The following is a 25,863-nucleotide window of genomic DNA, read 5'->3' on the forward strand; positions in this document are numbered from 1 at the left end:
CATAGATTGTATATCTTGGTCAAATGACCTCCGAATATGATACAAAAGAGAGAGTTAAAAATGACACGTTAATCATTGAAGTGAATAACCGAATGAATGGATATAAGGAGTGGACAACCCATGGCAGACGTGAAAAAAATTGCAGTTATCGCAGGTGACGGAATTGGTCCTGAAGTTGTAGCGGAGGCAGAGAAAGTTCTCAAACGTACGGAGGAAGTGTTCGGATACCGTTTTGAGACAGAGCATGCGCTGTTTGGTGGAATCGCTATTGACGAAAAAGGTACACCACTTCCAGAAGAAACACTGACAGTATGTAAGAGTGCAGATGCTGTGCTGCTCGGAGCCGTTGGTGGTCCAAAATGGGACAACAACAGTAAGGAATTGCGTCCGGAAACAGGCTTGCTTGGTATTCGCAAAGCGCTCGGATTGTTCTCAAATCTGCGTCCGGCAGTGGTATTTGATTGCTTGAAGGATGCTTCCACCTTGAAACCGGAAGTGCTGGAAGGTACGGATCTGATGGTCGTGCGTGAGTTGACTGGTGGAATCTACTTTGGTGAAAAGTTCAGACGTGAAGGTGCACAAGGCGAAGAAGCAGTAGATACTTGCGTATATAATGTAACCGAAGTGGAGCGCATTGTTCGTCAGGCATTTGTAATTGCCCAAGGACGTAGCAAAAGATTGGCTTCAGTAGATAAAGCCAACGTGCTGGAAACTTCCCGTCTTTGGAGAGAAGTTGTTAACCGTGTAGCACCGGAATATCCGGATGTTGAAGTGGAACATGTACTTGTAGACAACTGTGCAATGCAGTTGCTGCGTCGTCCATCCAGCTTTGATGTTATTGTGACTGAAAATATGTTCGGAGATATCCTTAGTGATGAAGCAGCGATGCTGACAGGTTCAATCGGCATGCTCGCATCTGCATCACTGGGTGAAGGCAGTTTTGGTCTGTATGAGCCAGTGCACGGTTCAGCGCCGGATATCGCAGGTCAAGGACTGGCGAATCCGATCGCAACGATCCTTTCGTTGGCATTGATGTTCCGTACAACCTTTGGTTATGCAGAAGGTGCTGACGCAATTGAAGCAGCTGTGTCTGATGTGCTGAATGCGGGCCATCGTACAAGCGATATCGCTGTAGACAAGAGCAAAGCGATCAGTACGACGGAAATGGGCGATCTGATCGTCGCGGCAATTCAGAAACAGGCTTAATAATAGTAAGAACAGTACAGCCCTTTGCTCCGATCCGGAATTGCAGAGGGCTGTTCCTTTATGATTTTTTGCCACGAAAAATCCTTATTTATAATTATTATAATAAAACAACGATTATAATCTTGACTTTGAGAAGTCCGGATGATAACATTTTACTTGTACTTGTTATCAAGTAACAAACCCATTTTAATTACAGGAAAAGCGTTCTCGTTTTTCTTGATGATGAGCATTCAAACTTGAGTGCTTACATAATCCCAAAGGAGGAATTGTTAGTTATGGCAGAACGTTTGGTTGGTAGACCCGCACCGGATTTTGCAATGGAAACAGTATCGGGAGATGGACAAGACTTTGGTTCCGTAAAACTGTCCGATTATCGTGGCAAATGGCTCGTATTTTTCTTTTATCCTTTGGATTTCACTTTTGTGTGCCCAACTGAAATTACAGCTTTGAGTGATGCTGCTGAGCAATTCAAAGCTTTGGATACTGAAGTTCTTGGCGTGAGCGTTGACTCCGTACACAGCCACAAAGCTTGGATCAACACACCTAAAGACAGCAATGGTCTTGGTCAATTGAACTTCCCACTTGCTTCCGACATCACGAAACAAGTTGCTAAAGATTATGGCATTCTGATCGAAGAAGAAGGCGTTGCACTGCGCGGCTTGTTCATCATCGATCCAGAAGGCGAATTGAAATACCAAGTCGTTAACCACAATGATGTAGGCCGTAGTGTTGAAGAAACACTTCGTGTACTGCAAGCTTTGCAATCCGGTGGATTGTGTGCAATGAACTGGAAACCAGGCGACAACAACCTGTAAGCCTGATTGAACTTGAACGTTTATTGTTCAAGCCCTCATCCCTCATGGGATTGAGGGCTTTTTGCACCCTTTTGCGAGAATATAAGGCCTAAAGGGAGAAAAGTGTTTAAACAGGGACGTAAACGTGGTAATGATGTAATAGAAGAAAGCCTTCATTTTATCTCTGGAAAGAGGAATCGAAGGGCCTTAAGGCGAATAGGGTATGGAAACCCGGTAAATATTCCGGTGCTCTGCATTTATAATTTGTACATGAATGTGATACACTGATGGAACTATTCCTTTTTCGGAAGTGCTTGAAGTGTACGGGACTGCTATCCATTATAAAGTCTCGGCACGTTATAAGGAGGGTGAACAAAAATGAGTTACTGTTGTGGGGCAAGTATGGTGGGAACAAAGGGCACGCTGAAGCATTACCGCACCCAGGTTCATAATGTTCCCCTGCTGTTTTGTCCGGTGTGTCACCGGGTAGAAGTGCATTATAAAGTGGAAAATGAATATGAAATTTTGGCTGAATATGCGCATGGAGATGGTGCGTCGGAGATTGATTTTCAAGATTACGTGACGGAAGATGAAGATGCGATTTTTGAAAATTGCGTGAATCGTGAAAGCGAAGATGCTATGGTCATTGTGCAGCGTCAGATCGACATGTCTCTGGATCTACTTCGTCTTGCCAAGGAAATGAAGGATGAGAAGTGGGAAAGTGAACTCAAGCGTCGCTTAGCCGTCATGAGTCAGCGCAGACTCAAAATTCAGCATAACAAGAGTGGACTATAGATTGAATTTAATTATTTAAAATTTAAACTATACAAACGGAGCTTATTCGCTAATCGAGCGAAAAAGCTTCGTTTTTGTTGTATATAGAAACTAATTCACGGTTTTTCTTAAAATAATTTCCATTCGACACTTTCTCCGATTGACTCCCTTCTATAAACTTGTCTATGATAAAAACAGACTTGCAAAAGAGGCGGAGCAAAAAATGTTCGTGTTTGGGAATAGGAGAAGGTTAGAATGGAACAGACGTATAATGTTTTCCGGATCGACTCTTGGTTACCCGGAATAGACCAGCTTGGGTTCCGGACATGCCATCCATATTTTCGGCTCAGCCCCCTAATGAAAGGGCACCGGTAATGAAAAATAAAATCGGCCCTTCCTGTTTCTGTGATGATATGATGTCCGAATGGCAAGTTTATCATTTACGTGAAAAGGAGGAACCTGACATGATTAGTGAATTTCAGGATACAGTGCCTCGACCAACGAATGGATTCCCGCCTGTACATCTGGATAACAACAAGTATGAGAATGTCCTGGAGCATCTGGATAGCGGTATAATGTTGTTTGACAGTAATGGTGTATTGACGTTTATTAACGTTCAAATGGCAAAATTGTTGGAGCTTCCTAGGAGTCTATTGAGCGGCTGCACCCTGATGCAGATGCTGCATCATCCACAGATGAGCCGATTCAAGAAAAAGAAAATTTTACGCATCTATCGGGAAACTATCTTTCATCGTAAGCGCTATCATGAATTGATTGACGAGTATGGCAGGCATTGGCTGGTTACAGTAACGTACGGGGATCAGATGGATGGGGACTTCCTTTTCAGTGTGAAGGATGTCTCCGATTATAAACAGATTGAGCAGACCGCTTATCAAAATGACAAACTTGCAATGTTGGGGCGGATTTCGGCATCGATTGCCCATGAAATTCGCAATCCTTTGACGGCTATCCGCGGATTTATCCAGTTGCTTCGTCCTCATTTGCTGCAATTGGGGAAAGACGAGTACGCTCGAATCATTCTAACGGAGATTGACAGGGCGAACGACATTATCTACGAATTTCTGAATTCCTCGAAACCGTCAGCTCCTCAGAAGACCATTATGTCTGTTAACTCTTTGCTCAAAGAGGTGGTCTTGCTGACAGAAAGCGAAGGATTAATGAAGGGGTGCGAGATAACCCTGGATGAAGCAGAAGTCCCGTTAAATGTGTCCATTGATGTCAAACAGATTAAGCAGGTAATTTTGAATATGGTTAAAAACGCAATGGATGCCATCGAGGATGTGGGCGAAGAGCATACTGGCTTGATTCAGATTTCCACGGGAACCGAGAACAAGTATGTGCAGATCTCTATTGCTGATAATGGACAGGGGATGGACCACAACACCCTTGTGCGCCTGTTTGACCCGTTTTTCACCACCAAGGAGAGCGGAACAGGACTGGGGCTTTCCGTGAGTTATCGCATTATCAAAAATCACGGAGGCAACATCTCTGTGGATAGCAAAAAAGGGGAAGGCACCCGGTTCATCATCATGCTTCCCTTAGTGTAAAGACAGAGTTATGCGAACAGGAATTGGCCTACCCGCCGATTCCTGTTGTTTTTTGTTGGGACGATTAGGGTTATAGTTAGAATGAATGCGAATACATAGCTCAATTTACGGGAGGAAGAACCAATTATGAATATCCAGGGAATGGAACAAATGAACAAACAGCTAATGGACCATGTAGGGAAGATCATTGTGGGCAAAGACCATACGATTGAGCTTGTGATGACAGCAATCATTGCCTCAGGGCATGTCCTGCTGGAGGACGTACCTGGTACGGGGAAAACCATGTTGGCCAAATCAGTAGCCTCTTCACTGGATTGTACCTTCCAGCGTATTCAGTTCACACCGGATCTGTTGCCATCTGATTTGACGGGTATTCATTTTTTCAATCAAAAAGAAGGTGACTTTGAATTCAGACCTGGCCCCCTGTTTGCCAACCTGGTGCTGGCAGATGAGATTAATCGGGCTACACCGCGTACCCAGTCCAGTTTGCTGGAGTGTATGGAGGAACGGCAGATCAGTATTGATGGTTCGACCAGACAGCTGGAACGGCCATTTATCGTCATTGCCACCCAAAACCCGGTAGATAACCAGGGAACTTTTCCATTACCCGAGGCACAGATGGATCGTTTCATGATGAAGATCCGAATGGGCTATCCAAGCAGTGAAGAAAGTGTAGAAATTCTGAGACGTACGGTAGCGAGCCGATCTGTTGCCGATCTGTCCGCTATCATTAGTCGCGAGCAGCTGCTTGAGGCACAGAGCACCTATACATCGGTCCAAATTGACGAAGATCTATTGCGATATATTATCCGTCTGACAGAAGCGACTAGGCAGCATCCCGAGCTTTCACTGGGCGTAAGTCCACGAGGAGCTCAGGCGTTGCTCAAGGCAAGTCAGGCCTGGGCTGCTTTACATGGCAGAGACTTCGTTCTCCCTGATGATATTAAAATATTGGCGGAGCCCGTGTTAGCCCATCGGCTTGTATTCCGCAACCGGGTGAGACAACAAGAGGGCTTGGCAGAGCGTATTATTCAGGAACTTCTGAGCCAGACTGAAGTGCCGACGGAGCATTTTGCTACAGGCAGCGGGCGATAACATATGGCATTACTATGGCTAGTCATTGTCGGAGGCATTGTTATTGGAGTACACGGCATATGGTTCGGCCGTCCGGCTTTACGCAAGCTGAAGTACACCAGAGAATTCAGCAAAATGCGTTGTTATGCTGGGGATGAGCTGGAGATGGTTGAGACGATTGCGAATGAAAAACGAATATCGGTTCCATGGCTCAGACTTGAAGCTATGATGCCAGTTTCATTTGTGTTTCGTTCGGGCTCAGGCATGGATATCAGTCAGGGAGAAATTTATCAGAATCATAAAAGTATCTTCACTTTGAAACCATTTACCCGTATTACGCGCAAGCATCCTTTTGTATGCAGTAGACGTGGGATCTACACGTTAAACACCGTAACCATGACCGGAGGGGACTTGTTCGGCCTTTGGCGTACCTCGAAGCCTATTCCCGTTCATCTGTCCATGGTCGTATATCCTTCACTTGTTCATGCGGAGGATCTGCCTGCGATCTATCAAGTATGGCAAGGTGAGGTTGAGGTATCCCGTTGGATTGTTGAAGATCCTTTTCTGATTCTCGGGGTACGACCGTATGGTGCGGGTGATCCGATGAACCGTATTCATTGGAAAGCGAGTGCACGCACAGGAGAATTGCAGGTTTATAAGCAGGGATGGACTGCGGACCCTCAATCCTGGATTGTGGTTAACATTCAGGAGTCAGCGGACATGTGGAGTGTCGTTACCCGCCCGGAGATGATCGAACGGGCACTTCGTTATGCAGCAACAGCAGCGGTAGATGCAATTGGAAGAGGGTTACCCGCGGGATTTGCTCATAATGGCTATCGTGTGAGTGGAGGGCGCGATCCATTGCGGATTGAGCCGGATTACGGTAGTCCTCATCTGGAAATGTTACTGGAAGCTATGGCAGAGACGGAGCTGAAATGCATGGTTCCCATGGAGCAGTTCCTGAGTGATGAAGTAGAACGGAATGAAGAGGCTCAGCAGGTTCGCAGTTATCTCTTAATTACGTCCTATGTATCTCCAGCTATGGAACATGAAATTGCGCGTTTGCATGAGCAAGGCCACCGTGTGACCATACTCCCCGTAGAGGGCGGGAAAAGCGATTTCAAGGCGGTGAGTGCATGAATGAGACCAAAAGCAACAATACCAAGGGAACAGTACTTATATCCATGTCAGCCGTTCTATTGATTGGGGTATATTTTTATCCGCTATTAATGCTTACTTCTCTCTATTCAACGGGTCATTTTCCATACACATTAATGGCTATCTTTGTTATTGCTGGCTGGTTAGGTCAATGGGTACAGCACAGGTTACCAACCATCAGTGAAAAGAACACGTTTATTCGATGGGGTGCAGCGTTGCTTTTGGGGCTGTTAATCTCATTGGTATTTGCATTAGTGTGGGCGTTTCCTTTACCTGAGTTGCTGACGGCAGTTGTATGGGGAGTTATATCAGCCTATATTGGGTTGAATTTTCAACCTGTCTTCCGTTCGATTTTGATTTGGCGCTTGCAGATTTGGGGTGTTGCCAGTGCAATTGTGCTCAGTGGGGCGGCCAATGGAATTGAATTCATGCAGCCTCTGCTTGCTTACACCGGCACCATATATGCAGCGGGAGTAATCAGTTTTGTTGGTTGGTTGGTAGGTCAATACAGTGTGCAGCTGGATCGTGCGATATTAAATGATGGCTCAAAAAGAATTGTGTTACGTGAGTTTGCCCGGGCGAATCACCAGCGTCTGTTATGGATGCTGATTGTGATCGCGGGAATTGGTGCTTTTCCCAGTCTTGTTGCCTGGCTAGGACCACTGCGTGACCGTCTGCTTGCATGGATCAGAGGTTTAATAGGCTCGAGTTCCAATCAGGAGCCGCCGATTACGCCTACAGCTCCAAATGAACCGCCAATGATACCTGAAGGAATGGAACCGGCAGGGGAGCCCTCTATTTTCTGGGATATCCTGGGGTGGGTCGTCATGGGGGCTGTCGCAGTTGTGATCTTGTGGCTTATCCTGCGTTTGGGTCAGAAGGCGATAAACAAACTTATGGAGCGTTTCAAAGGGCTGCTGCAGCCCGGTCAGAAGAAGGCAGAGCCTCGGACAGAGTATGTGGACATTAGCGAAACGTTAGAGGCGCCTGCAAAAACGCGCAAATCCTGGTTCCGCAAGAAGGAGTCGCTACCCTCACAGGATGACGAACGTGTTCGATTTTATTATCGGAAGTGGATCGACAGAGCTGCACACCGGGGCGTGCATATACAGGGTGCACATACGCCACTGGAGGCTGCAGAGACAATTGTTCAGCATGGGGCCAGAGAAGATGATCAGAAGCTCTCTGCTATGCTACCAGATACCTATAACGCTGTGCGCTATGGGAAGAAATCTCCAGACGATTCCGAGATGAGTGAGATTGATCGGATATGGAAATCTTATCGAAGTAAATAAGTCGGGAATCCCTTTACTTTTCTTGTTACGTTCAAGTATCATGAGAGGAATACACAAGTTGGTCAGAAAAGGAGCAGACATTAATGAAGACAAATCATTGCAAAATAGTAGATTGTACAATCCGTGATGGTGGATTGGTAAATAACTGGGACTTTAGCGTGGACTTTGTTCAACAGCTCTATGCTGGATTGAATGAAGCCGGCGTTGATTATATGGAAATTGGATACAAAAACTCACCTAAGCTCTTGAAAGGTGCAGAAGAAGCAGGTCCATGGCGTTTTCTGAATGATGATTTCCTGCGCAAAGTAATTCCGCAAAAAGGAAATACCAAACTGTCTGCACTCGTTGACGTTGGACGTGTGGACGAGAATGACATTCTGCCGCGCAGCGAAAGCATGCTGGATCTGATCCGTGTAGCTTGCTACAGCAAAGATGTAGACAAGGCACTTGCTCTGGTTCAAACATTCCACGATCGTGGCTATGAAACAACGTTGAACATTATGGCATTGTCTAATGTTATGGAAAATGAACTGCTGGAAGCTTTTGAACTGATCAAGGAAAGTTCTGTGGATGTTGTATACATAGTAGACTCCTATGGAAGCCTGGATCATAACGATGTGAAATATCTGGTGGAGAAGTTCAAGACTCATCTGCCGAACAAACGTCTTGGCGTTCACACACACAATAACATGCAACTGGCGTTCTCGAACTCGTTGGTAGCAGCTGAGCTTGGTGTTGAACTGCTGGATGCTTCCGTATACGGTATGGGACGTGCTGCAGGAAACTGTCCTACTGAACTGCTCGTTGCTCATTTGAAAGGAACAAAATACAACCTGCGTCCAGTACTTGGTGTATTGGAGCAATTGATGGTGCCTCTCCGTGAAAAAGAAGAGTGGGGTTACATTTTGCCTTATATGATTACAGGTACATTGGACGAGCATCCTCGCTCGGCGATGGCACTGCGTTCGTCGGAAGACAAAGATAAGGTTGTTGATTTCTACGATAAATTGACAACACCAGAAGTTAATTTTGATAAATAAGCTTGTTGCATAATTCTTGAAATTGACTTCAAGTCAACAAGAGAAGGGATCTAATACGTCTATAACTTTAGCGCATTAGCGTTTTAAGTCGAAAAGTACACATATGGCGAAAATTAGTCTGAAATACAGTTGCAAACTAAAGAAACATGGACTCCAATGGGGAGTTCATGTTTTTTTAGTTCTTATTGCCTTGTTTTTCTACATATCTATGAATAAATATTCCTAGGAATGCTCATTTTTTTTGTTCACGTCTGCGGAAATAAATGTTATTATGTACCAGATAGCATGTTTTCACATGTGAATTGAACGTTGATAGAGATGAAAATGTCGAATATTGTAACAAATTAGATTTATATCGTTAAGGTTATTTCAGGATAGGCGATCCCGGGAAGGAAAAAACACGGCATGAAGGCTAATCAGCAAGATCAGAGAAAAATAGGTTGGGTCGCAATAGGCGGCTTATTGTGTTTCCTCGCAAGTCAATGGTTTCGTTCCTCCGCAAGCTCTGATCTGATCATATCGGGTTACCCGGTTTTGACACTCTTGGGTGGCTTCGCTGCAGCAGCGGCCTGTATCGGCATTTATAATCAAAGCTGGTTATTTCAGACTCAAAGACTGACCCTCCGTAGGGTCCTCATGACTACGTTATTTTTATTGATTGGTTTGTTTGAGTTGGTTCACATCGTTTCTTTTGCCGAAGAAATGCCAAATGGGGCGATGGTGGAATCGGAATTCTCGCTGAAGATGATTTCGCTTGGATCTCTTGTTTGTGCGGCAGGTTTGCTGTTCATATATGCAGTCAACGAGAGGGAAATTGCGTTACCACGCAAATTTTTAATTTTCAGTGGAACACTCGGTATTTTTATTGTTTTGTATACAGTTGCAATTCAGGAATGGGCTATACTGCCGAACTTGTTGGAGGGGAATGTGCTTGGTGGCATGTTTACCCGAATTCATTTTCTGATCGGAATGCTGTATGGCGTGACTGCGGTCGTGTTATTCGTTCAATGGAAAAAAGGCAAAGATGGTGATCTGCCTACCATTCTTTGTGCAATCCTTTGTTTTTTCTTTGGGGAATGTTACTTTGTCTCTGCTACGAAGATTAATGATCTCAATCTGTTGCTAGGTCTGTTAAGTGATTGTTTGGGCTATTTCTTCATCCAGAAGGGACTGTATTCGTCTGTGGTAGATACGCCTTTCCTGAAACAGCAGGTGGCGGAAGCGAAAATGAACTTTATTGCTCACCATGATGATGTGACAGGGCTGCCGAATCGCCGTCGTCTTTCTCAGCGACTGAAAGTGATGATGAATGCAGCTATGGTAGAGGAGCAGCTTGTCGGTGTCTTGGTATTGAATATCAACCGGTTCAAAACGATTAATGATTCATTAGGCCAACAAGCGGCTAACCGTGTGCTTCGTCAGGTAGGACAGCGTCTGAAGCATTCTTCGCTCCCGGGAGAGGAAGTGTTCGGACTAGGAAGAGACGAGTTCGTATTGACAATGACAGACTTCTGCACAACAGATACGGCGTTGCGGCGGACAAGATCGATCTTACAACTGTTCGAAAAACCTGTAACGGTGGATGGGAACGAGTATCATCTTACGTTGGGTATTGGTATGGCGATATTCCCGCATGACGGAGACACACCGGAAGAGATCATCCAGAATGCGGATACGGCGCTGCATAATGCCAAAGAGCAAGGAATAGAGCTAAACCGATATGCCCATGCGATGCAGATGAAAGCCCAGGAGCGTTTGCAGCTTGAGAATGATTTGCGCAAAGCATTGGATCGTGGGCAGTTCTATCTTGTTTATCAGCCGCAGGTTAATCTGGCGAGTGGGTTGATTGTGGGTATGGAGGCTTTGGTGCGTTGGCAGCATCCGCTGAGAGGCTCAGTATCCCCTGGGGAATTTATTCCTCTTGCTGAGGAGAGCGGGCTGATCGTGCCGCTGGGAGAATGGGTATTGCGTGAGGCCTGTGCACAGAACAAGCGCTGGCAAGAAGCAGGTTATCGCAAGCTTTGTGTGTCGGTTAACCTGTCCATGAGACAATTCAGGCATTCCCATCTGCTGGACAACATCAGCGGTATTCTCAAAGAGACAGGCTTGGAACCTGTGTGGCTTGAACTCGAGATTACGGAGAGCATGACGTTTGACAAGGATCGTGCGTTTGAGCAGTTGCGCAAGATTAAGGAAATTGGTGTGCACATTAGTATTGATGATTTTGGCACCGGGTACAGTTCACTGCACTATTTGAAAGATCTTCCGATTGACCGCCTCAAGATTGACCGTTCCTTTGTCAATGAAGTGATGGAGGACAGCAATAACGCGGCAATTGTGTCGACCATTACGTCGATGGCTCATCACCTGCAGTTGAAAGTGACTGCTGAGGGCGTTGAAAATGAGGACCAGCTTTCATTTCTTCGTGATCAGCATTGTCATGAGGCTCAAGGGTACTTTTTCAGCAAACCGATTGTGGCAGCCGATTTTGAAAAAAAGTTTTTGAGAGATGTGGATAAACCCACGGGGTAAGGATAGACAGGGGCGTGGACACGCTTCTGTCTTGTTTTGTTTCGAAAGGATAGAGGGAAAATGGTAAAAAGAAGTTGCAAGCGTTGGATGATCATGGTATATTAATTTTGTGAAATTCATGTTAATGTTCCTCGGAACTTGACGGGACGTAGCTCAGCTTGGTAGAGCACCTGGTTTGGGACCAGGGGGTCGCATGTTCAAATCGTGTCGTCCCGATCGTCATTCGCGCGGGTGTAGTTCAATGGTAGAACTTTAGCCTTCCAAGCTAATAGCGTGGGTTCGATTCCCATCACCCGCTTAACTAATGTAACACTTGAAACCCTTGTGAAAACAAGGTTTTTTTCTTTTTCTAGAAGTTAGTTAGTGTATTTTAAGTCATGTTTGAGTGGAGAATATCATGGCGCTGAATTGAAAACCTTTGCTTTTTCCCCATCATCTGGTACAATAACGGAGAAATTGATACTACACATGAATGAGAGGTAACCATACGTCCCATGAAGTAAAACACATGAATTCAACCCCAGTAACTGCAGAGAGTTTATGACGCAGTCAGCCAAAAAGCGGCTGAGCAATGAGGGGATTCGTGTGTCCAAATTCAGCTATGGGATCAGGTATGGAAACAGGCAGGCTGTTCTGGCTTAGCTTGTGTATACCCTTTTAAGGGTTCTTTGTTCATACCGTGGGGTATCTTATGCTTGTTTTTTGACGCTTTATCCAATCCTGAATTGCCAGACCGCCGGCTGATGCCAGCGGTTTTTTTTATTTTGAATTGCAGGAAGGATGAGGCCTCATGATGACAATGGTACGCCTACATGAAGTATCGAAAGAGTGGAACGGGAATGAGTTGTTTGCAGGATTAAATCTTGAAATAAATGAAGGTGAGCGGCTAGCCATTCTAGGTCGCAACGGCTGTGGCAAGACCACCTTATTAAGCATCATTCTTGGAGAAGAAGAGGGTGGCGGACGCATCGAACGTCACATTCCGCAGCAGGAGTGGGGTTTCATGCGCCAGCGCTCATTGATCAAGCCTGAGATGAATGTGCTTGATGCTGTCCGACAGGAAAGTGGACGGATTTACGAGGTGAAGCGGGACCTGGAATTACTGGAACAACGGATGAGCAACAGTGGAGCGGCAGATGAGCAGCGGCTGCTCGAAGCTTATACGATAGCGATGGAGCAATATGAGCAATTGAACGGGTATATGTGGGAGACTGAGGTAGAGAAGGTACTGACGCGTCTGGGGTTATCGTCGGAACATTGGAATCGGCCGTATCATTCTTTGAGTGGTGGGCAAAAAACGAAGGCCCGTCTCGCAGGATTACTGGTCAGTAAACCCAAATTTCTGATTTTGGATGAACCGACGAATCATCTGGATGAAGAGAGCATGCGCTGGCTTGAAGAATGGCTTTCCGCCTATGCTGGAACATTGTTGTTTGTTTCTCATGACCGGACCTTTATTGATCAGGTCGCAACGGGTGTCATTGAGTTTAGTCCGGATGCACTGACCAAATATAAAGGCGGTTACACGGATTACAAAGGGCATAAGGAACGCGAATTACGTGAGCAGGAAGCAACCTATCGCAAGCAGGAGCTGGAACGGAAAGCGCTAGAAGAGACGATCCGCAATTATCAGCAGTGGTTTCATCAGGCTCATAATTCAGCAAGCGATGTGGAAGTGAAAATAACTCAGAGCTTTTACAAAGCGAAAGCCAACAAGAACATTTCCCGCTACCATGCCAAGCAAAAGCAACTGGAGCGCCTGGAGAAAGAACGCGTGGATAAACCCCGCGAAACTGCAAAATTGAACATGGAGCTGCAAGTGAACACGCTGGCTGCCCGCCAACTCTTTGCACTGGAAGACGTTAGCTTTGCTTATCCGGGGAGCCAGACATTGCTTCACCATATCCGGATTGCTGTCGAACGTGGAGATCGTCTTGCCGTACGTGGTTCGAATGGCACAGGCAAGACGACACTGCTCAAACTGATGATTGGAGAGCTGGAACCATCCCAGGGCAAAGTGACACGACATCCACAACTGAAGGTCGGTTATTTTTCGCAAGAGCTTGAGGGGTTACCGGAAAGTGAGATACTACTGGATAGTTTGCTCAGTCTTCCATCCATGACACAAAGTGCTGCACGTACCATTCTCGGATGCTTTTTGTTCTCAAGAGATGATGTGTTCAAGCGTATTGGGGATCTAAGCATGGGAGAGAAGTGCAGAGTTGCATTCCTACGGTTGTATTTCGGAGGATCTAACGTGCTAGTGCTGGATGAACCGACCAATTATCTGGATATTGACACACAGGAAGTGATGGAGAATATATTGAAGCAGGCATCCGGAGCACTGGTGCTCGTATCCCATGACCGCATGTTGACCAAAGTACTCGCCAGCCGCTTGCTTGATTTAGAACCCGGCGGGAAGGCTACACTGTATGAAGGTGGAGTGGAGGATTGGGAGCAATCCATTAAATTGCGAGAGTCCGCCCTTGAGGTTCGGGAGTCAGATGATGAACGGTTGCGGCTTGAAATGCGTTTATCCGAGTTATTATCTCCTATGAACAGTGCGGGCAATGATGTGTTGACTAAGCCTGATGATGTAATTGAACGGGCGGCTGAAGTTGCCGAGGTTCGCGAAATTCAGCGTCGTTTGAAACAGTTGCACGAGCTGCGAAAACATAAGTAATCTATTGATGAAGCTTATGCTGTTTTACTTTTTGGCTTAACGTTTGAACATGTGGCTTTACGGCTTGCTATTTCGAGCGATTTTGCATATAATAATGGACGATCATCAGTAAATTTGAAGGTTTATCTGACATGTAAACGTGATGATGGAGACAAGTAAGCAGTGCCTCTGTACAGGGAGGAAGCGCCGTAGATTGAGAGCGCTTCTGTAGAACAAGGCTGCTGAAATTCACTCCGGAGCGGTTCCCTGAACCAAATCTTGCGATACATCGCAAGAGTCAGTAGGGGGTAACGGTTAACGGTCGTTATTCCGTATAGAGTGAGGCAAACATGTTGCAGGCCGGAAGGGCCGGGCAGTACTGAATGTCTAACAAGGGTGGTACCACGGTCTTTTCGTCCCTTCAGGGGAGAGAAGGCCTTTTTTTGTTGCATTTAACCACATAAAGGGGGCATTTACACATGAAAGAACGTTTGGAAGCATTAAAGATCGAAGCGCTGGAGCAACTGTCTGGCGTGAACGATCCACAGACGCTGAGTGATCTGCGTGTAAAGTATTTGGGGAAAAAGGGTGCATTAACCGAGATTTTGCGCGGCATGGGTGCGCTTAGTGCAGAGGAACGTCCGGTGATTGGTCAGGTTGCCAATGATGTTCGCGGCGCGATTGAAGAAGTCATTGATAGCAAGCAGGAGCAGTTCCAGAAGGAAGAGACGGCGAAACGTCTGCAATCCGAAAAAATTGATGTGACCCTGCCAGGACGTCGCGGACGTCAAGGCGGACTGCACCCACTGACCAAAGTGGTACAGGAAATTGAAGATATTTTCATCGGTATGGGATACCGCGTAGCGGAAGGTCCTGAGGTTGAAATGGATTATTACAACTTCGAAGCACTGAACCTGCCGAAGAACCACCCGGCGCGTGATATGCAGGATTCTTTCTATGTAACAGAAGACCTGTTGATGCGTACGCATACGTCTCCGGTTCAGGTTCGCACGATGCAAAGCATGAAAGGTGAAGTGCCTGTTAAAGTCATCTGTCCGGGTAAAGTATACCGTCGGGACGATGATGATGCGACGCATTCGTTCCAGTTCAATCAGGTTGAAGGTTTGGTTATTAGCGAGAACATTCGCATGAGTGACCTGAAAGGTACCTTGCTGCAATTCGTACGCGAAATGTTCGGTTCACACACCGAGATTCGTCTGCGTCCAAGCTTCTTCCCGTTCACAGAGCCAAGTGCTGAAGTGGATGTGACTTGTGTGCAATGTGGTGGCAGTGGCTGCCGTGTATGTAAACAGACAGGTTGGCTTGAGATTTTGGGCGGCGGTATGGTTCACCCGAAAGTACTCGAGATGGGCGGTTATGATCCGGAGAAATACAGTGGGTTTGCATTCGGAATGGGCGTAGAACGTATCGCCATGCTGAAATATGGCATTGATGACATTCGTCATTTCTACAACAGTGATATGGCGTTCCTGAAACAATTCGGACGACTGTAATTACCGAAGTAGCATACAGGGCGAACGCCCGTCATTTGCAATACCAATTCATAGATTAGGAAGTGAACGTCCATGAGAGTATCGACAGATTGGCTGTCTGATTATATCGCGCTGGAAGGCGTGGAACCGCAGGAGTTGGCAGAGAAATTCACCCGTGCGGGGATTGAGATTGATGTAGTGGAGAACCGGAACCAGGGCGTAAACAAAGTGGTTGTTGGTTACGTGAAGAGTAAGGAGAAACACCCTGACGCTGATAAGCTGAATGTATGTGTGATTGATGCTGGACAGGAAGAAGATCTGCAAATCGTATGTGGTGCGAAAAATGTGGATGCCGGTCAAAAGGTAGTCGTTGCCCTGGTAGGAGCGAAGCTCCCTGGTGGACTCGATATCAAAAAAGCCAAGCTGCGCGGCGTTGTATCCCTTGGCATGATCTGCTCTGCGAAAGAACTGGGCATGAACGACAAGTTGCTGCCGAAGGACCAACAGGAAGGCATTCTCGTATTGCCGGCACAAACGGAAATTGGCACACCAATCAGCCAAGTGCTTGGTCTCGACGATCATGTTCTTGAACTGGACCTGACACCGAACCGCTCCGACTGTTTGAGCATGCTGGGTGCTGCTTATGAAGTAGGTGCAATTCTCGGTCGTGAAGTGAAACTGCCTGATCCAACTCAAAAGTTGGTGGAAATCGGTGATGCGGCTGCGAATCATATCTCGGTTGAGATTACGGCTGGCGAACAATGCAGTCATTATGCAGCTCGCTATGTAACTGGGATCAAGCTGGGAGCTTCCCCGCAGTGGATGCAAAACCGTTTGATGGCCGCTGGCATCCGTCCGATCAATAATATCGTTGACATCACGAACTATGTCATGCTGGAATACGGACAGCCGCTGCATGCTTTTGATGCAGATAAGCTGGAGAAGGGCCACATTGAAGTGCGAATGGCCAAAGAAGGCGAAACGATCGTGACGTTGGATAGCCAAGAGCGCAAGCTGGAGCCGCATATGCTGCTCATTACGGATGGCGTAAAACCGGTAGCCATCGCAGGTGTTATGGGTGGCGAGAATTCCGAGGTAACGGAAACTACAGTGAATCTGTTGCTGGAATCCGCCAAGTTCGACGGTGGAACCGTTCGGAAAACGTCGCGCCAACTGGGGCTGCGTTCCGAAGCAAGCATGCGTTTTGAGAAAGAAGTCGATCCGGCTGCTGTCATTACGGCATTGAACCGTGCGGCTGAATTGATCCAGCGTTATGCGGAAGGCGAAGTTCATCAAGGGATCGTGGAAGCTGGAACAGCCGCAGCGGATAAACATGTTGTGCAGCTGTCGCTGGATAAACTGAATCGCTATCTGGGAACTGAGTTGTCCCTGCTTGAAGTGAAAACCATTTTCGCTCGTTTGCACTTTGCGTGTGGTGATGCGCAGCAGGGCTTGCTTGATGTTGAAGTGCCTAGCCGCAGAGGGGATATTACACTTGATGTGGATCTGTTTGAAGAGATTGCTCGTCTGTACGGATACGACAATATTCCAACTACTTTGATCGAAGGACCAACAACACCGGGTGCATATACACGTTCGCAAGCAATGCGTCGTACCATTCGTGGCCTGTTTGCAGGTAGTGGCTGGCAGGAAATGATCAGCTATTCATTCGTACACCCAGATAAAGTATCTTTGTTCCCTGCTCTAACAGAAGGTAGTAAAGCCGTGAAGTTGGCTATGCCAATGAGTGAGGACCGCAGCGTGCTTCGTAAGAGCATCTTGCCTCAAATGCTGGATGCAACGGTGTATAACATGAACCGCAAACATGATTCACTAGCTGTATTTGAAGTAGGCAGTGTGTTCTTCACTGAAGAAGAAAAGCTGACGAAGCAACCGCATGAGATTCCGGTTCTGAGCTTGTTGCTTACCGGAAATCGTGCATCCCAGCAGTGGAATGTGGGAGCAGAGAAAGTGGACTTCTTCGATCTGAAAGGTGCACTTGAGAACCTGTTCGCCTATGTGGGCCTGGAGCAGCGCATTCGCCTGGTAGCAAACAGCCCAGAAGGCTTCCATCCTGGTCGTTCCGCATCGGTATACCTTGAAGCAAAAGATGGCGGAGAGAGCAAACTGATTGGTACGATGGGTCAATTGCATCCTGAACTGCAACAGCAATATGATTTGAACGATGTATATCTCGCAGAGATCGGGCTTGAAGCGATCTATAGTGAAGCGGATGCGGATATCCGTTATCGTGAGCTTCCACGATTCCCGGCAGTTGAGCGAGATATCGCGGTTGTTGTGAGTAAAGATATCGAAGCTGGGGATATGCTGCGTTCGATTCGTGAATCTGCTGGCGAACTGTTGCAAACTGTACAGGTATTCGACGTGTTCACAGGCAGCAAGTTAGGTGAAGACAAGAAGAGCGTAGCGATGGCTCTCGTTTATCGCAACCGTGAACGCACATTGACGGATGAGGAAATTACTGAGGTTCATGCTCGTGTTGTTGCTCGTCTGGAGGAGCAATTTGGAGCCGAATTGCGTAAATAGAACATAAGTCAATTTTTTGAACAAAGATTAGCAGGAATTGCTTGAAGTCACATCGAATCCTTAGCATTAGAGGATCGATGTGACTTTTTTTGTTTTACAGCTTAGAATCAACATACAGACTTTAAGGAGGGCACAACTGTGACTATACCTGATCGTACACGCGTCACCGTAGAGATCTACGGGACTTCCTATAAACTGGTTGGCAGCAGTGCCGACTATATGAAACAAGTAGCTAACCTGGTGGATGAGCGAATGAGCGCCATCTCCAAACATAATTCCCGACTGGATACCCCGCGTATTGCAGTTCTAGCAGCTGTACATATGGCTGAGCAGTCTCTTCAGACTCAGGAAATTCGGAATGAGCTGAAAATGCTGACCGGTGAACGTACCGAAATGAGAAATGAACTTAATCGGCTGAATGCCATACAAAATGAACATCAGCAGGAACTGGAACGCAGGGACCAAGAACTCGCTGAAGCAATGAAGCTTAAGGCTGAGGTGGAACAGGCTATCGCGAAACTCCAGAAGGATCAGCAGGCAGAAGTAGCCAAGCTGAATACATTATTGGAGCAGGAACGCGCTCAGGCAGCAAGTCGCGAGCAAAAGCTTCAAGCCCAAACTGCTGCACAGCTGAAAGCGGCTGAGGAGAAGGCGCAGGCGCGTCTCAAAGAAGCAGAAGAAAAAGCAGCGAATCAAATCAAGAATGCACAGACTCAGGCGGCAGCGCAGCTGAAGGAAGCACAGACACGTTCAGCAAATGAGATGCAGCAAGCCCAGGCCAAAGCGGCTGCACAATACAAGGAGCTGCAGGAGAAGACGGCAGTTCAACTGAAAGAAGCCGAAGCTCGGGCCGTAGCAGAACGTCAAAAAATCGAGATGCAGGCTGCACAGCAGGTACAAATGGCGAAGGAACAAGCGGAAGCGGCAATTTTGTCTGAACTGGAACAAGCCGAAGCTCAATTGCAGAAGGTTCAGGATGAAGCCCAGCTTCAATATCGTGAACTTCAAAATAAGATGGAGCAGCGTATACAGCAGGCAGAGCAAGCTGCCGTCAATCAGGCTCAAGAACTGACTGAGAAGGCAAAAGAAGAACAAGTCGCACTGCAGCAACGAGCAGAGCAGAAGCGATTGGCTGAAATTGAACAGCTGAATGCAGCATTCAAGGAGTCATCCGAACTGGCGGAATTGGAATGGATGGAAAAAGAAGCGGCTTATGAAGAACAGCTTCAGCAAATCCATGAAGCAGCCCAGACCCAGGCGAACGAAGCTGCGGCAACTGCTGAAGCTTTGCTACAAGAAGAGCAAGGCAAGCTGAAGCAGCAGTTGGAAGAAGAGCGTAAACAGGCCAAATCGCGCTTAATCGATGTTGAAGCCCAATTAACCGAGGTACGTAAGCAGCTCAAGAATGCTCAAGAGGTGGTTGTGGATCAGGAGCAACAGCTCCAACACGAGCGTAATCAAACTGAAACGTTGCGCAGTGAACAAGCCGTATACAAACAGGAGCAAGATGTTCAGCTTCGTCGAATTACGGAATTGGAGCAGCAACTGGAACAATTAAAAGCAGATAGTGCTCTGCTGACTGAACAACTCCGCAACACAGAAGCTGAGGCCGAACATTTCCGGGAAGCGGAACAGCAATGGAAACAGCAGTATAACGAGACCGTTGAACGTGAATCTTCTCTGACAGCACAGCTGCGAAAAGTACAGGAGCAGCACAGTCAACTGGAGCAGGAAATCAAGAAACTTCGTGAAGCCGAAGCGAAATCCGAGGATGAGCAGCGCAGGCTGCAAAAAGTGCTTGAGCAGGCCCATGCGGCAGTACGCACATTACAACATGAACTTGGCGCACTGACGCAGAGCGAGCTGTCCTGGAAAGAGCAGGCTGAACAACGTCTGATCGAGATCGGCGAATTGGAGACACAGGTGCTTGAAGCTGCAGAACAGAATGAAACGTTGGAGTCAGGTGTACAGTCTCTTCATGATGAATTATCCGTTGTTAAAGAAGAAGCTCGTCACGCCAGCGAAGAAGCGGAACGTTACATTGCACAAGCTGGTCGTCTGGAGCTACAACATAAAGAGCTTGATGGTGAATTGAATGATGCACGTGAAGAACTGAGCAAGCTGCAGGAAAATTATAAACAAATCCGCAAGGATTATGGTGATGCTCTGCAGCGCGAAGAGGACTATACTCGCAAGCTGAATGAGATGAGCGAAGAAAAGAGAGAGATTGAGCGTGCGCTTGAAGAATCAAGACAGAATGCCAATCAGCTATCTGCTCGGATCGATGAGCAAGGCAGCTTACTGACTCAGACAGAAGAAGAAGCACTTGAGTGGCAGATTAAGCATGAAGAATTGTCTGCCCAACAGGCAGAGCTCTCCTCTCGCCTGCAAGAGCTGACTGCACGGGAAGTTGAACTGAAATCCAGAGTAGAACAAGCTGAACAACAAGCAGAACAACAAGATCAGGTTTGGCAACGTCGTGCTGATGAATGGGCGGCTCAGGAACAGTCCTGGCAAGATCGATGGGCTGCACTGGAGAATGAATTGAATCTCTGGCAGAAAGAAAGTGCTGCCAGTGTGGAGAAGGTAGAAGAGTTGGAACACGAGCGGCAGCAGCTTGCCCAGCAGCGTGCAGAAGCAATCGAAGAAAAGCAGACGATGGAAAATGAACTGCTGGATATCGGTGAGCGGTATGAACTTGCGGCCAATCAGTTACGTTTGCTGCAAGTTGAACGTGAGATGGAGCAGGAGAAGGCGGAGCAACTGAATACGGATTACCGCCAATTGCGGGATGAATATACGAAATTGCAGACGGAATATAACGAATGGATTGAATTGATTGAGCAGGATCAGACCTAGCTGATGATTATGTCATAACTGGAATCCTGGACAGCGCACTCTTGTACAATTTGTTATAATGAAGAAAGAGCTCCCGTCGCTACGGGGGCTCCTTGTCTTGAACACTATTCTTCAACAATAATTTTGGAGATCATACTGCCGTGACCGCTTCCGCAATAGACGGAACAGGACATTTCAAATTCCCCTGCTTTGTCGGGAGTGATCACTTTGGAACTGTTCTGGGTATCCAGCCGAAGGTTCAGCTCAGGTACTAGAACACCATGGTTTCCGTTTGTATTTTCATAAACAATCTTAACCGGGACACCTTTTTTTAAATGGTATTCAGGTTGGTCAAATTCATAGTTGCTTGCTTTGATTACCAGTTCTTCGCTTGCAGTTGCACCCGAGTCGGACTCACCGTTTGATTCTGCGGATTGTCCAGTTCCACCACATGCAGCAAGGACCAGAATCAACATACAGGCTGCAAGCCATGCCAGGCCTTTCTTCATCATATGCCTCCTCAAAAAGCGTGATATGGATAAAATTTGAATGATTTCTCCAGTCATCATACCGCAAATTGAAGATGCCTGTACATGCTGCCTATGTCGTTTTTTTGAACATCAGCATGCGCACAACCTAAAAAAATAAACCTCATCAGGCGTTTAAGCCATCAGAGGTTTAGGGGAAGCCTATGGAGAGTAGGTACGTTGGAGCCTATGCGTGATCTTTGGATCTTCTTCCGGCATCAAAAGGGGTGGAAACCGGGATGAACAGATCAATGATCCCAATGACCAATGCAGCCAGAACAGCACCAAGCAGACTGACATGTACATGATCTACGACATATTGACCAATCCAGATCACTAGTGCGCTGACGATGAAGCCGACTATACCGCGGCCAAAAGGATTAACCCTTTTACCGAAGATGCCTTCAACAACCCAGCCAAGCAGAGCAATAACCAGAGCAAGCATCAGTGCGCTCCAGAAACCACCGACGGCGAATCCGGGTACGATCCAGCTGACGACCATCAATACAATTGCGGCGATGATAAATCGCACGACATGTCCCAGAAAATTCATGGTGTTATACCTCCTTTATTCAAATCGGATTGAGCATTGTACATCCTGTTCACTGGTGAGGTTGCACAATCCTGACACCTGTAGTTTGCGGCGCTATGTCCCAAGTTATGTGTGGAAGGATTCGTTAAATAGCGCTAGAAAGTTTCTTTCGTTATAATACAGTTATAGTTTGGAAGGAGTTGTACACTTGGACACGAAAATTTTACAAACACTGGAATATCGCAAAATTTTAAATACATTGCAAAGCTTTGCCCAGACTACGATGGGAAAAAAGAAAGCGGAACAATTGGAGCCGATCAGTGAACTGGAAGAAGTGAAGAGACTGCTCCAGCAAACCGATGAAGCTTTTACGTTTGATCGTCTGAAAGGCTCTCCATCTTTTGGGGGAATTGTGGATATTACCGCGTCGATCAAACGTGCTGAAATAGGGGGCACGTTGAACCCGCATGAGTTACTGGGAATTTCCAACACCACTTTGGCAGCACGTCGATTGAAACGTCAGATCGCTGCCCTCCACGATGATGAAAAAGTGGAATCCATTTTCTATATCAGTGATCAGTTATCTGAGCAAAAAACGCTGGAAGATGCGATTCGTATCTGTATTGACGACAATGCTGAAGTTTCAGACAGCGCGAGTGTAACACTGGCGCAGATTCGTCGTGAGCTGCGCGGCGGTGAAGCTCGCATCCGTGAGAAACTGGATTCAATGATACGTTCTTCTACGGTATCCAAAATGCTGCAGGACCAGCTGATTACAATTCGGGGAGACCGTTTCGTGATTCCCGTGAAATCGGAATATCGCTCGTACTTTGGTGGGATTGTACATGATCAATCCGGTTCGGGAGCAACGCTGTTTATTGAGCCAGAGTCCATCGTTGCGATGAATAACAAATTGCGCGAGACCCGAATCCGGGAAGAACGCGAAATTGAAGTGATTTTGCAGAAATTAACAGCACTTGTCAGTGAACAGGCAGAATGGTTATTGTATGATGTTGACCTGCTGGGATCGCTTGATTTCATTTTTGCCAAAGCACGTCTTGCCCGTGAACTGAAAGCCACATTGCCACGTATGAACGATCGCGGATTCATCAAGCTCAAAAAGGGACGCCATCCTCTGATCTCGATTGAAAATGTGGTGCCAACCGACATTGAACTCGGCAACGATTATACGTCCATTATCGTAACGGGTCCAAACACAGGTGGTAAGACAGTAACGCTCAAAACGATTGGGTTACTGAGCCTTATGGCGATGTCGGGTTTGTTCGTTCCAGCCGAAGACGGCAGCCAGCTCTGCGTATTTGATGCGATTTATGCGGATATCGGTGATGAACAAAGTATTGAACAGAACCTGAGTACGTTCTCCAGTCATATGACTAACATCATTCGGATATTGAAAAACATGACGACCAAAAGTCTGGTGCTGCTCGACGAACTTGGGGCAGGTACCGACCCAGCAGAAGGTTCTGCGCTGGCGATCTCCATTCTGGAGCATATGCATCAGACTGGATGCCGCATGGTAGCAACAACGCATTACAGTGAGCTGAAAGCTTACGCTTATGAGCGAAAAGGTGTTATTAATGCCAGCATGGAATTCGACGTTAACACTCTGAGCCCTACCTACCGACTGCTCGTTGGTGTGCCGGGACGGAGTAACGCTTTCGCAATTGCGGAGCGGCTCGGCCTGCCAGGATACATTCTGGATTACGCGCGTGGCGAAGTGAAAGAGGAAGACCAGCGCGTAGAGCATATGATCGCTTCCCTGGAAGAAAACCGGCTTACTGCGGAGCAAGAACGTGAGAGTGCAGAGCGTTTGCGCCAAGATATGGAGAAATTGCGCAGCCGTCATCAAGCCGAACTGGAGAAATTGGAACAGCAGCGTGACCGACGCATTGAAAAAGCGGAAGAAGATGCTCGTAACATTGTGGACAAGGCCAGAGCAGAAGCTGAGAAGATTATAGCTGATCTTCGCCAGCTCGCCATGGAAGAAGGCGCATCCGTGAAAGAGCACAAACTTATTGCTGCTCGCAAACAACTGGATGAAGCTGAACCTGAGAAACGCAAGAAGACAGTTAAACGCACTTCAACGGCAACGAAGTCTCGGGCCATCGGACCGGGCGATGAAGTTCTTGTCTACAGTTTGAATCAAAAAGGTCATGTGGTGGAGATGTCAGGCACCAAGGATGCCATGGTTCAATTGGGGATCATGAAAATGAAAGTATCCCTGAATGATCTTGAATTACAACAGTCTGCACCAGCAGAAGCCAAACCGAAGCAGAAACCGGTAACTGGTGTGAAACGAACTCGCGATGATAATGTGAAAAGTGAACTGGATCTGCGGGGGACGAATCTGGAAGAAGCCTTGATGGAGACAGATCGTTTTATTGATGAAGCTTTCCTTGCTAATCTGGGTCAGGTTTATATTATTCACGGTAAAGGAACAGGAATTTTACGTTCCGGTATTCAGGATTACCTGCGTAAGCATAGACATATAAAAAGTTACCGGCTGGGCAATTACGGAGAAGGCGGAAACGGTGTGACCGTCGCAGAATTGGAATAGCCCGACCAGGAATCAAAGAAGTTCTGCCGCCTGACGAGTTCAGGCAGCAGAATGGGGAAGGGGAACGGTGAGTGAAAGGGACGATTGACGAATTGCTGTCTCATCCCTTGGGGATGGTGCTCGGATTTTTCTCCGTAGCGATTATGGAGCTGCTTGTATTTCTGGCTTGCTTTGAACTGGTGACCAAGTACAAATGCTGGCATGAAATCAAGAAGGGCAATGTGGCGGTTGCGATGGCTACAGGAGGCAAAATCTTTGGAATCTGCAACGTGCTTCATTTCTGCATTCAGACCAAATCATCGGTGTATGAAGCGATGACGTGGTCATTTGTAGGATTTGTCCTTCTGCTCATTGCCTATTTTCTATTCGAGTTTCTGACACCGGTGTTCTCCATTGACAAGGAGATTGAAGCGGATAACCGGGCCGTTGGATTGATATCTATGATTATTTCCGTCTCGTTGTCATTTGTTATTGGCGCGAGCATCATGTAGGGGGACCGTTCATGAAAATATTGATACGGATTCTGTTTGCTGCATCGATTGTATTTTTTGCCATTGGCGTCATTTATGTTTTAAACACATGATTATTCGAAAGAGAAAGGTTGATTCAATATGGAACCAACAGTATGTCCATGGTGCCACACCGAGATTGTATGGGATGAGGAGCTAGGTCCTGAAGAAGAATGCCCTTACTGTCACAATGAATTAAAGGGATACCGTACACTAAACATCAATATCGGTGATGAAGAGAACAATGAATCTGAGGAAGACATCTATGATATGGATGAAGTTGAGGACGATGAACAAACTACCGATCTCGCCAATCTGTGGGGTGATGAAGTAGAGCTGAAAATGCCGGAGCTTCGCACATTGACGAAGTATGCGGATGAGGGCAATGATCTGATTCAATACGAAGAAGGCGTGGAGAAGCAACTTGATTTGCAAGAAGAAGTTCCAGAATGTCCACACTGCCGTGAATTCATGATTCTTACGGGTACACAGAAGGCAAGCAAGGATACGTTCAATCCTGTTGCCAATGCCGTAACTGGTACGGATTCGTTGCTTGATGCGCCGTTCTCTGTACAAATGTATGTATGCTCAGGCTGCTTCCAGGTTCAATATAACCTGTCCGAGGATGACCGTCTGCGTCTGATCCAGAATTTGAGTGCGCGGAAATAAGGGAGTATACTGCTCTGAAAATATATAATATTCCGAAAATTCATCATGTTTTCCTTCTGCTTGGGGT

At 46.8% G+C, this 25,863-nt stretch carries 18 protein-coding genes and 2 tRNA genes; 18 read left to right on the forward strand and 2 right to left on the reverse strand.

The window, feature by feature from the left end:
- Positions 1 to 120: 120 nt before the first annotated feature.
- The 15 genes from leuB to HP548_RS32170 all read left to right on the forward strand — a co-directional run bounded on the left by leuB (position 121) and on the right by HP548_RS32170 (position 21,002).
- Positions 121 to 1,206 carry a 3-isopropylmalate dehydrogenase gene (leuB, locus tag HP548_RS32100; RefSeq protein ID WP_024628321.1) on the forward strand — a complete coding sequence of 362 codons (1,086 nt, stop codon included), beginning with the start codon at positions 121 to 123 and terminating at the stop codon, positions 1,204 to 1,206.
- Between the two features lie 275 nt (positions 1,207 to 1,481).
- Complete coding sequence (locus HP548_RS32105; RefSeq protein ID WP_024628322.1) at positions 1,482 to 2,021, forward strand: peroxiredoxin; 540 nt, start codon at positions 1,482 to 1,484, stop codon at positions 2,019 to 2,021.
- Positions 2,022 to 2,378: 357 nt separating this feature from the next.
- A complete protein-coding gene (locus tag HP548_RS32110) occupies positions 2,379 to 2,795 on the forward strand; it encodes a hypothetical protein (protein WP_024628323.1) in 417 nt (138 codons plus the stop codon).
- Between the two features lie 443 nt (positions 2,796 to 3,238).
- On the forward strand, positions 3,239 to 4,342 hold the full coding sequence (locus HP548_RS32115) for an ATP-binding protein (RefSeq protein WP_076289929.1): 1,104 nt from the start codon (positions 3,239 to 3,241) through the stop codon (positions 4,340 to 4,342).
- A gap of 126 nt (positions 4,343 to 4,468) precedes the next feature.
- Entirely contained in the window at positions 4,469 to 5,437 is a 969-nt protein-coding gene (locus tag HP548_RS32120) for an AAA family ATPase (protein ID WP_175383938.1), read from the forward strand.
- Positions 5,438 to 5,440: 3 nt separating this feature from the next.
- On the forward strand, positions 5,441 to 6,556 hold the full coding sequence (locus HP548_RS32125; RefSeq protein WP_175383939.1) for a DUF58 domain-containing protein: 1,116 nt from the start codon (positions 5,441 to 5,443) through the stop codon (positions 6,554 to 6,556).
- Positions 6,553 to 7,869: a DUF4129 domain-containing protein gene (locus HP548_RS32130; protein ID WP_175383940.1), complete on the forward strand. Its 1,317-nt coding sequence runs from the start codon at positions 6,553 to 6,555 to the stop codon at positions 7,867 to 7,869. The genes HP548_RS32125 and HP548_RS32130 overlap by 4 nt, the downstream gene beginning before the upstream one ends.
- A gap of 83 nt (positions 7,870 to 7,952) precedes the next feature.
- Positions 7,953 to 8,909 carry an aldolase catalytic domain-containing protein gene (locus HP548_RS32135; RefSeq protein WP_063564204.1) on the forward strand — a complete coding sequence of 319 codons (957 nt, stop codon included), beginning with the start codon at positions 7,953 to 7,955 and terminating at the stop codon, positions 8,907 to 8,909.
- A gap of 405 nt (positions 8,910 to 9,314) precedes the next feature.
- On the forward strand, positions 9,315 to 11,441 hold the full coding sequence (locus tag HP548_RS32140) for a bifunctional diguanylate cyclase/phosphodiesterase (protein ID WP_175383941.1): 2,127 nt from the start codon (positions 9,315 to 9,317) through the stop codon (positions 11,439 to 11,441).
- A gap of 142 nt (positions 11,442 to 11,583) precedes the next feature.
- A tRNA-Pro gene (locus tag HP548_RS32145) sits at positions 11,584 to 11,657 on the forward strand.
- Between the two features lie 11 nt (positions 11,658 to 11,668).
- Positions 11,669 to 11,739 (forward strand) — tRNA-Gly (locus HP548_RS32150).
- 492 nt (positions 11,740 to 12,231) lie between these two features.
- Entirely contained in the window at positions 12,232 to 14,124 is a 1,893-nt protein-coding gene (abc-f, locus tag HP548_RS32155; RefSeq protein ID WP_175383942.1) for a ribosomal protection-like ABC-F family protein, read from the forward strand.
- Between the two features lie 458 nt (positions 14,125 to 14,582).
- Positions 14,583 to 15,617 (forward strand): phenylalanine--tRNA ligase subunit alpha, encoded by a 1,035-nt coding sequence (gene pheS, locus HP548_RS32160; RefSeq protein WP_024628331.1) that lies wholly within the window; start codon positions 14,583 to 14,585, stop codon positions 15,615 to 15,617.
- Between the two features lie 72 nt (positions 15,618 to 15,689).
- The gene (gene pheT, locus HP548_RS32165; RefSeq protein WP_099854862.1) at positions 15,690 to 18,143 is read left to right on the forward strand and encodes a phenylalanine--tRNA ligase subunit beta; all 2,454 of its coding nucleotides are present in this window, start codon (positions 15,690 to 15,692) and stop codon (positions 18,141 to 18,143) included.
- 138 nt (positions 18,144 to 18,281) lie between these two features.
- Positions 18,282 to 21,002, forward strand: coding sequence for a hypothetical protein (locus HP548_RS32170; RefSeq protein ID WP_175383943.1), 2,721 nt, complete (start codon positions 18,282 to 18,284; stop codon positions 21,000 to 21,002).
- Positions 21,003 to 21,106: 104 nt separating this feature from the next.
- Here HP548_RS32170 and HP548_RS32175 read toward each other — a convergent pair whose 3' ends face one another.
- Complete coding sequence (locus HP548_RS32175; protein ID WP_076289921.1) at positions 21,107 to 21,490, reverse strand: cupredoxin domain-containing protein; 384 nt, start codon at positions 21,488 to 21,490, stop codon at positions 21,107 to 21,109.
- A 205-nt stretch (positions 21,491 to 21,695) separates the two neighbouring features.
- Complete coding sequence (locus tag HP548_RS32180; RefSeq protein WP_053780442.1) at positions 21,696 to 22,061, reverse strand: phage holin family protein; 366 nt, start codon at positions 22,059 to 22,061, stop codon at positions 21,696 to 21,698.
- Between the two features lie 187 nt (positions 22,062 to 22,248).
- Between HP548_RS32180 and HP548_RS32185 the strand changes: the two genes are divergently transcribed.
- From HP548_RS32185 to HP548_RS32195, 3 genes are all read left to right on the forward strand, one after another.
- Positions 22,249 to 24,618: an endonuclease MutS2 gene (locus HP548_RS32185; RefSeq protein ID WP_076289920.1), complete on the forward strand. Its 2,370-nt coding sequence runs from the start codon at positions 22,249 to 22,251 to the stop codon at positions 24,616 to 24,618.
- 113 nt (positions 24,619 to 24,731) lie between these two features.
- Positions 24,732 to 25,109, forward strand: a complete 378-nt coding sequence (locus HP548_RS32190; protein ID WP_175384043.1) for a DUF350 domain-containing protein — start codon at positions 24,732 to 24,734, stop codon at positions 25,107 to 25,109.
- Positions 25,110 to 25,229: 120 nt separating this feature from the next.
- Entirely contained in the window at positions 25,230 to 25,796 is a 567-nt protein-coding gene (locus HP548_RS32195; RefSeq protein WP_175383944.1) for a hypothetical protein, read from the forward strand.
- Positions 25,797 to 25,863: the final 67 nt, after the last annotated feature.

Source organism: Paenibacillus taichungensis, from assembly GCF_013359905.1.
Taxonomy (GTDB): Bacteria; Bacillota; Bacilli; order Paenibacillales; family Paenibacillaceae; genus Paenibacillus; species Paenibacillus taichungensis.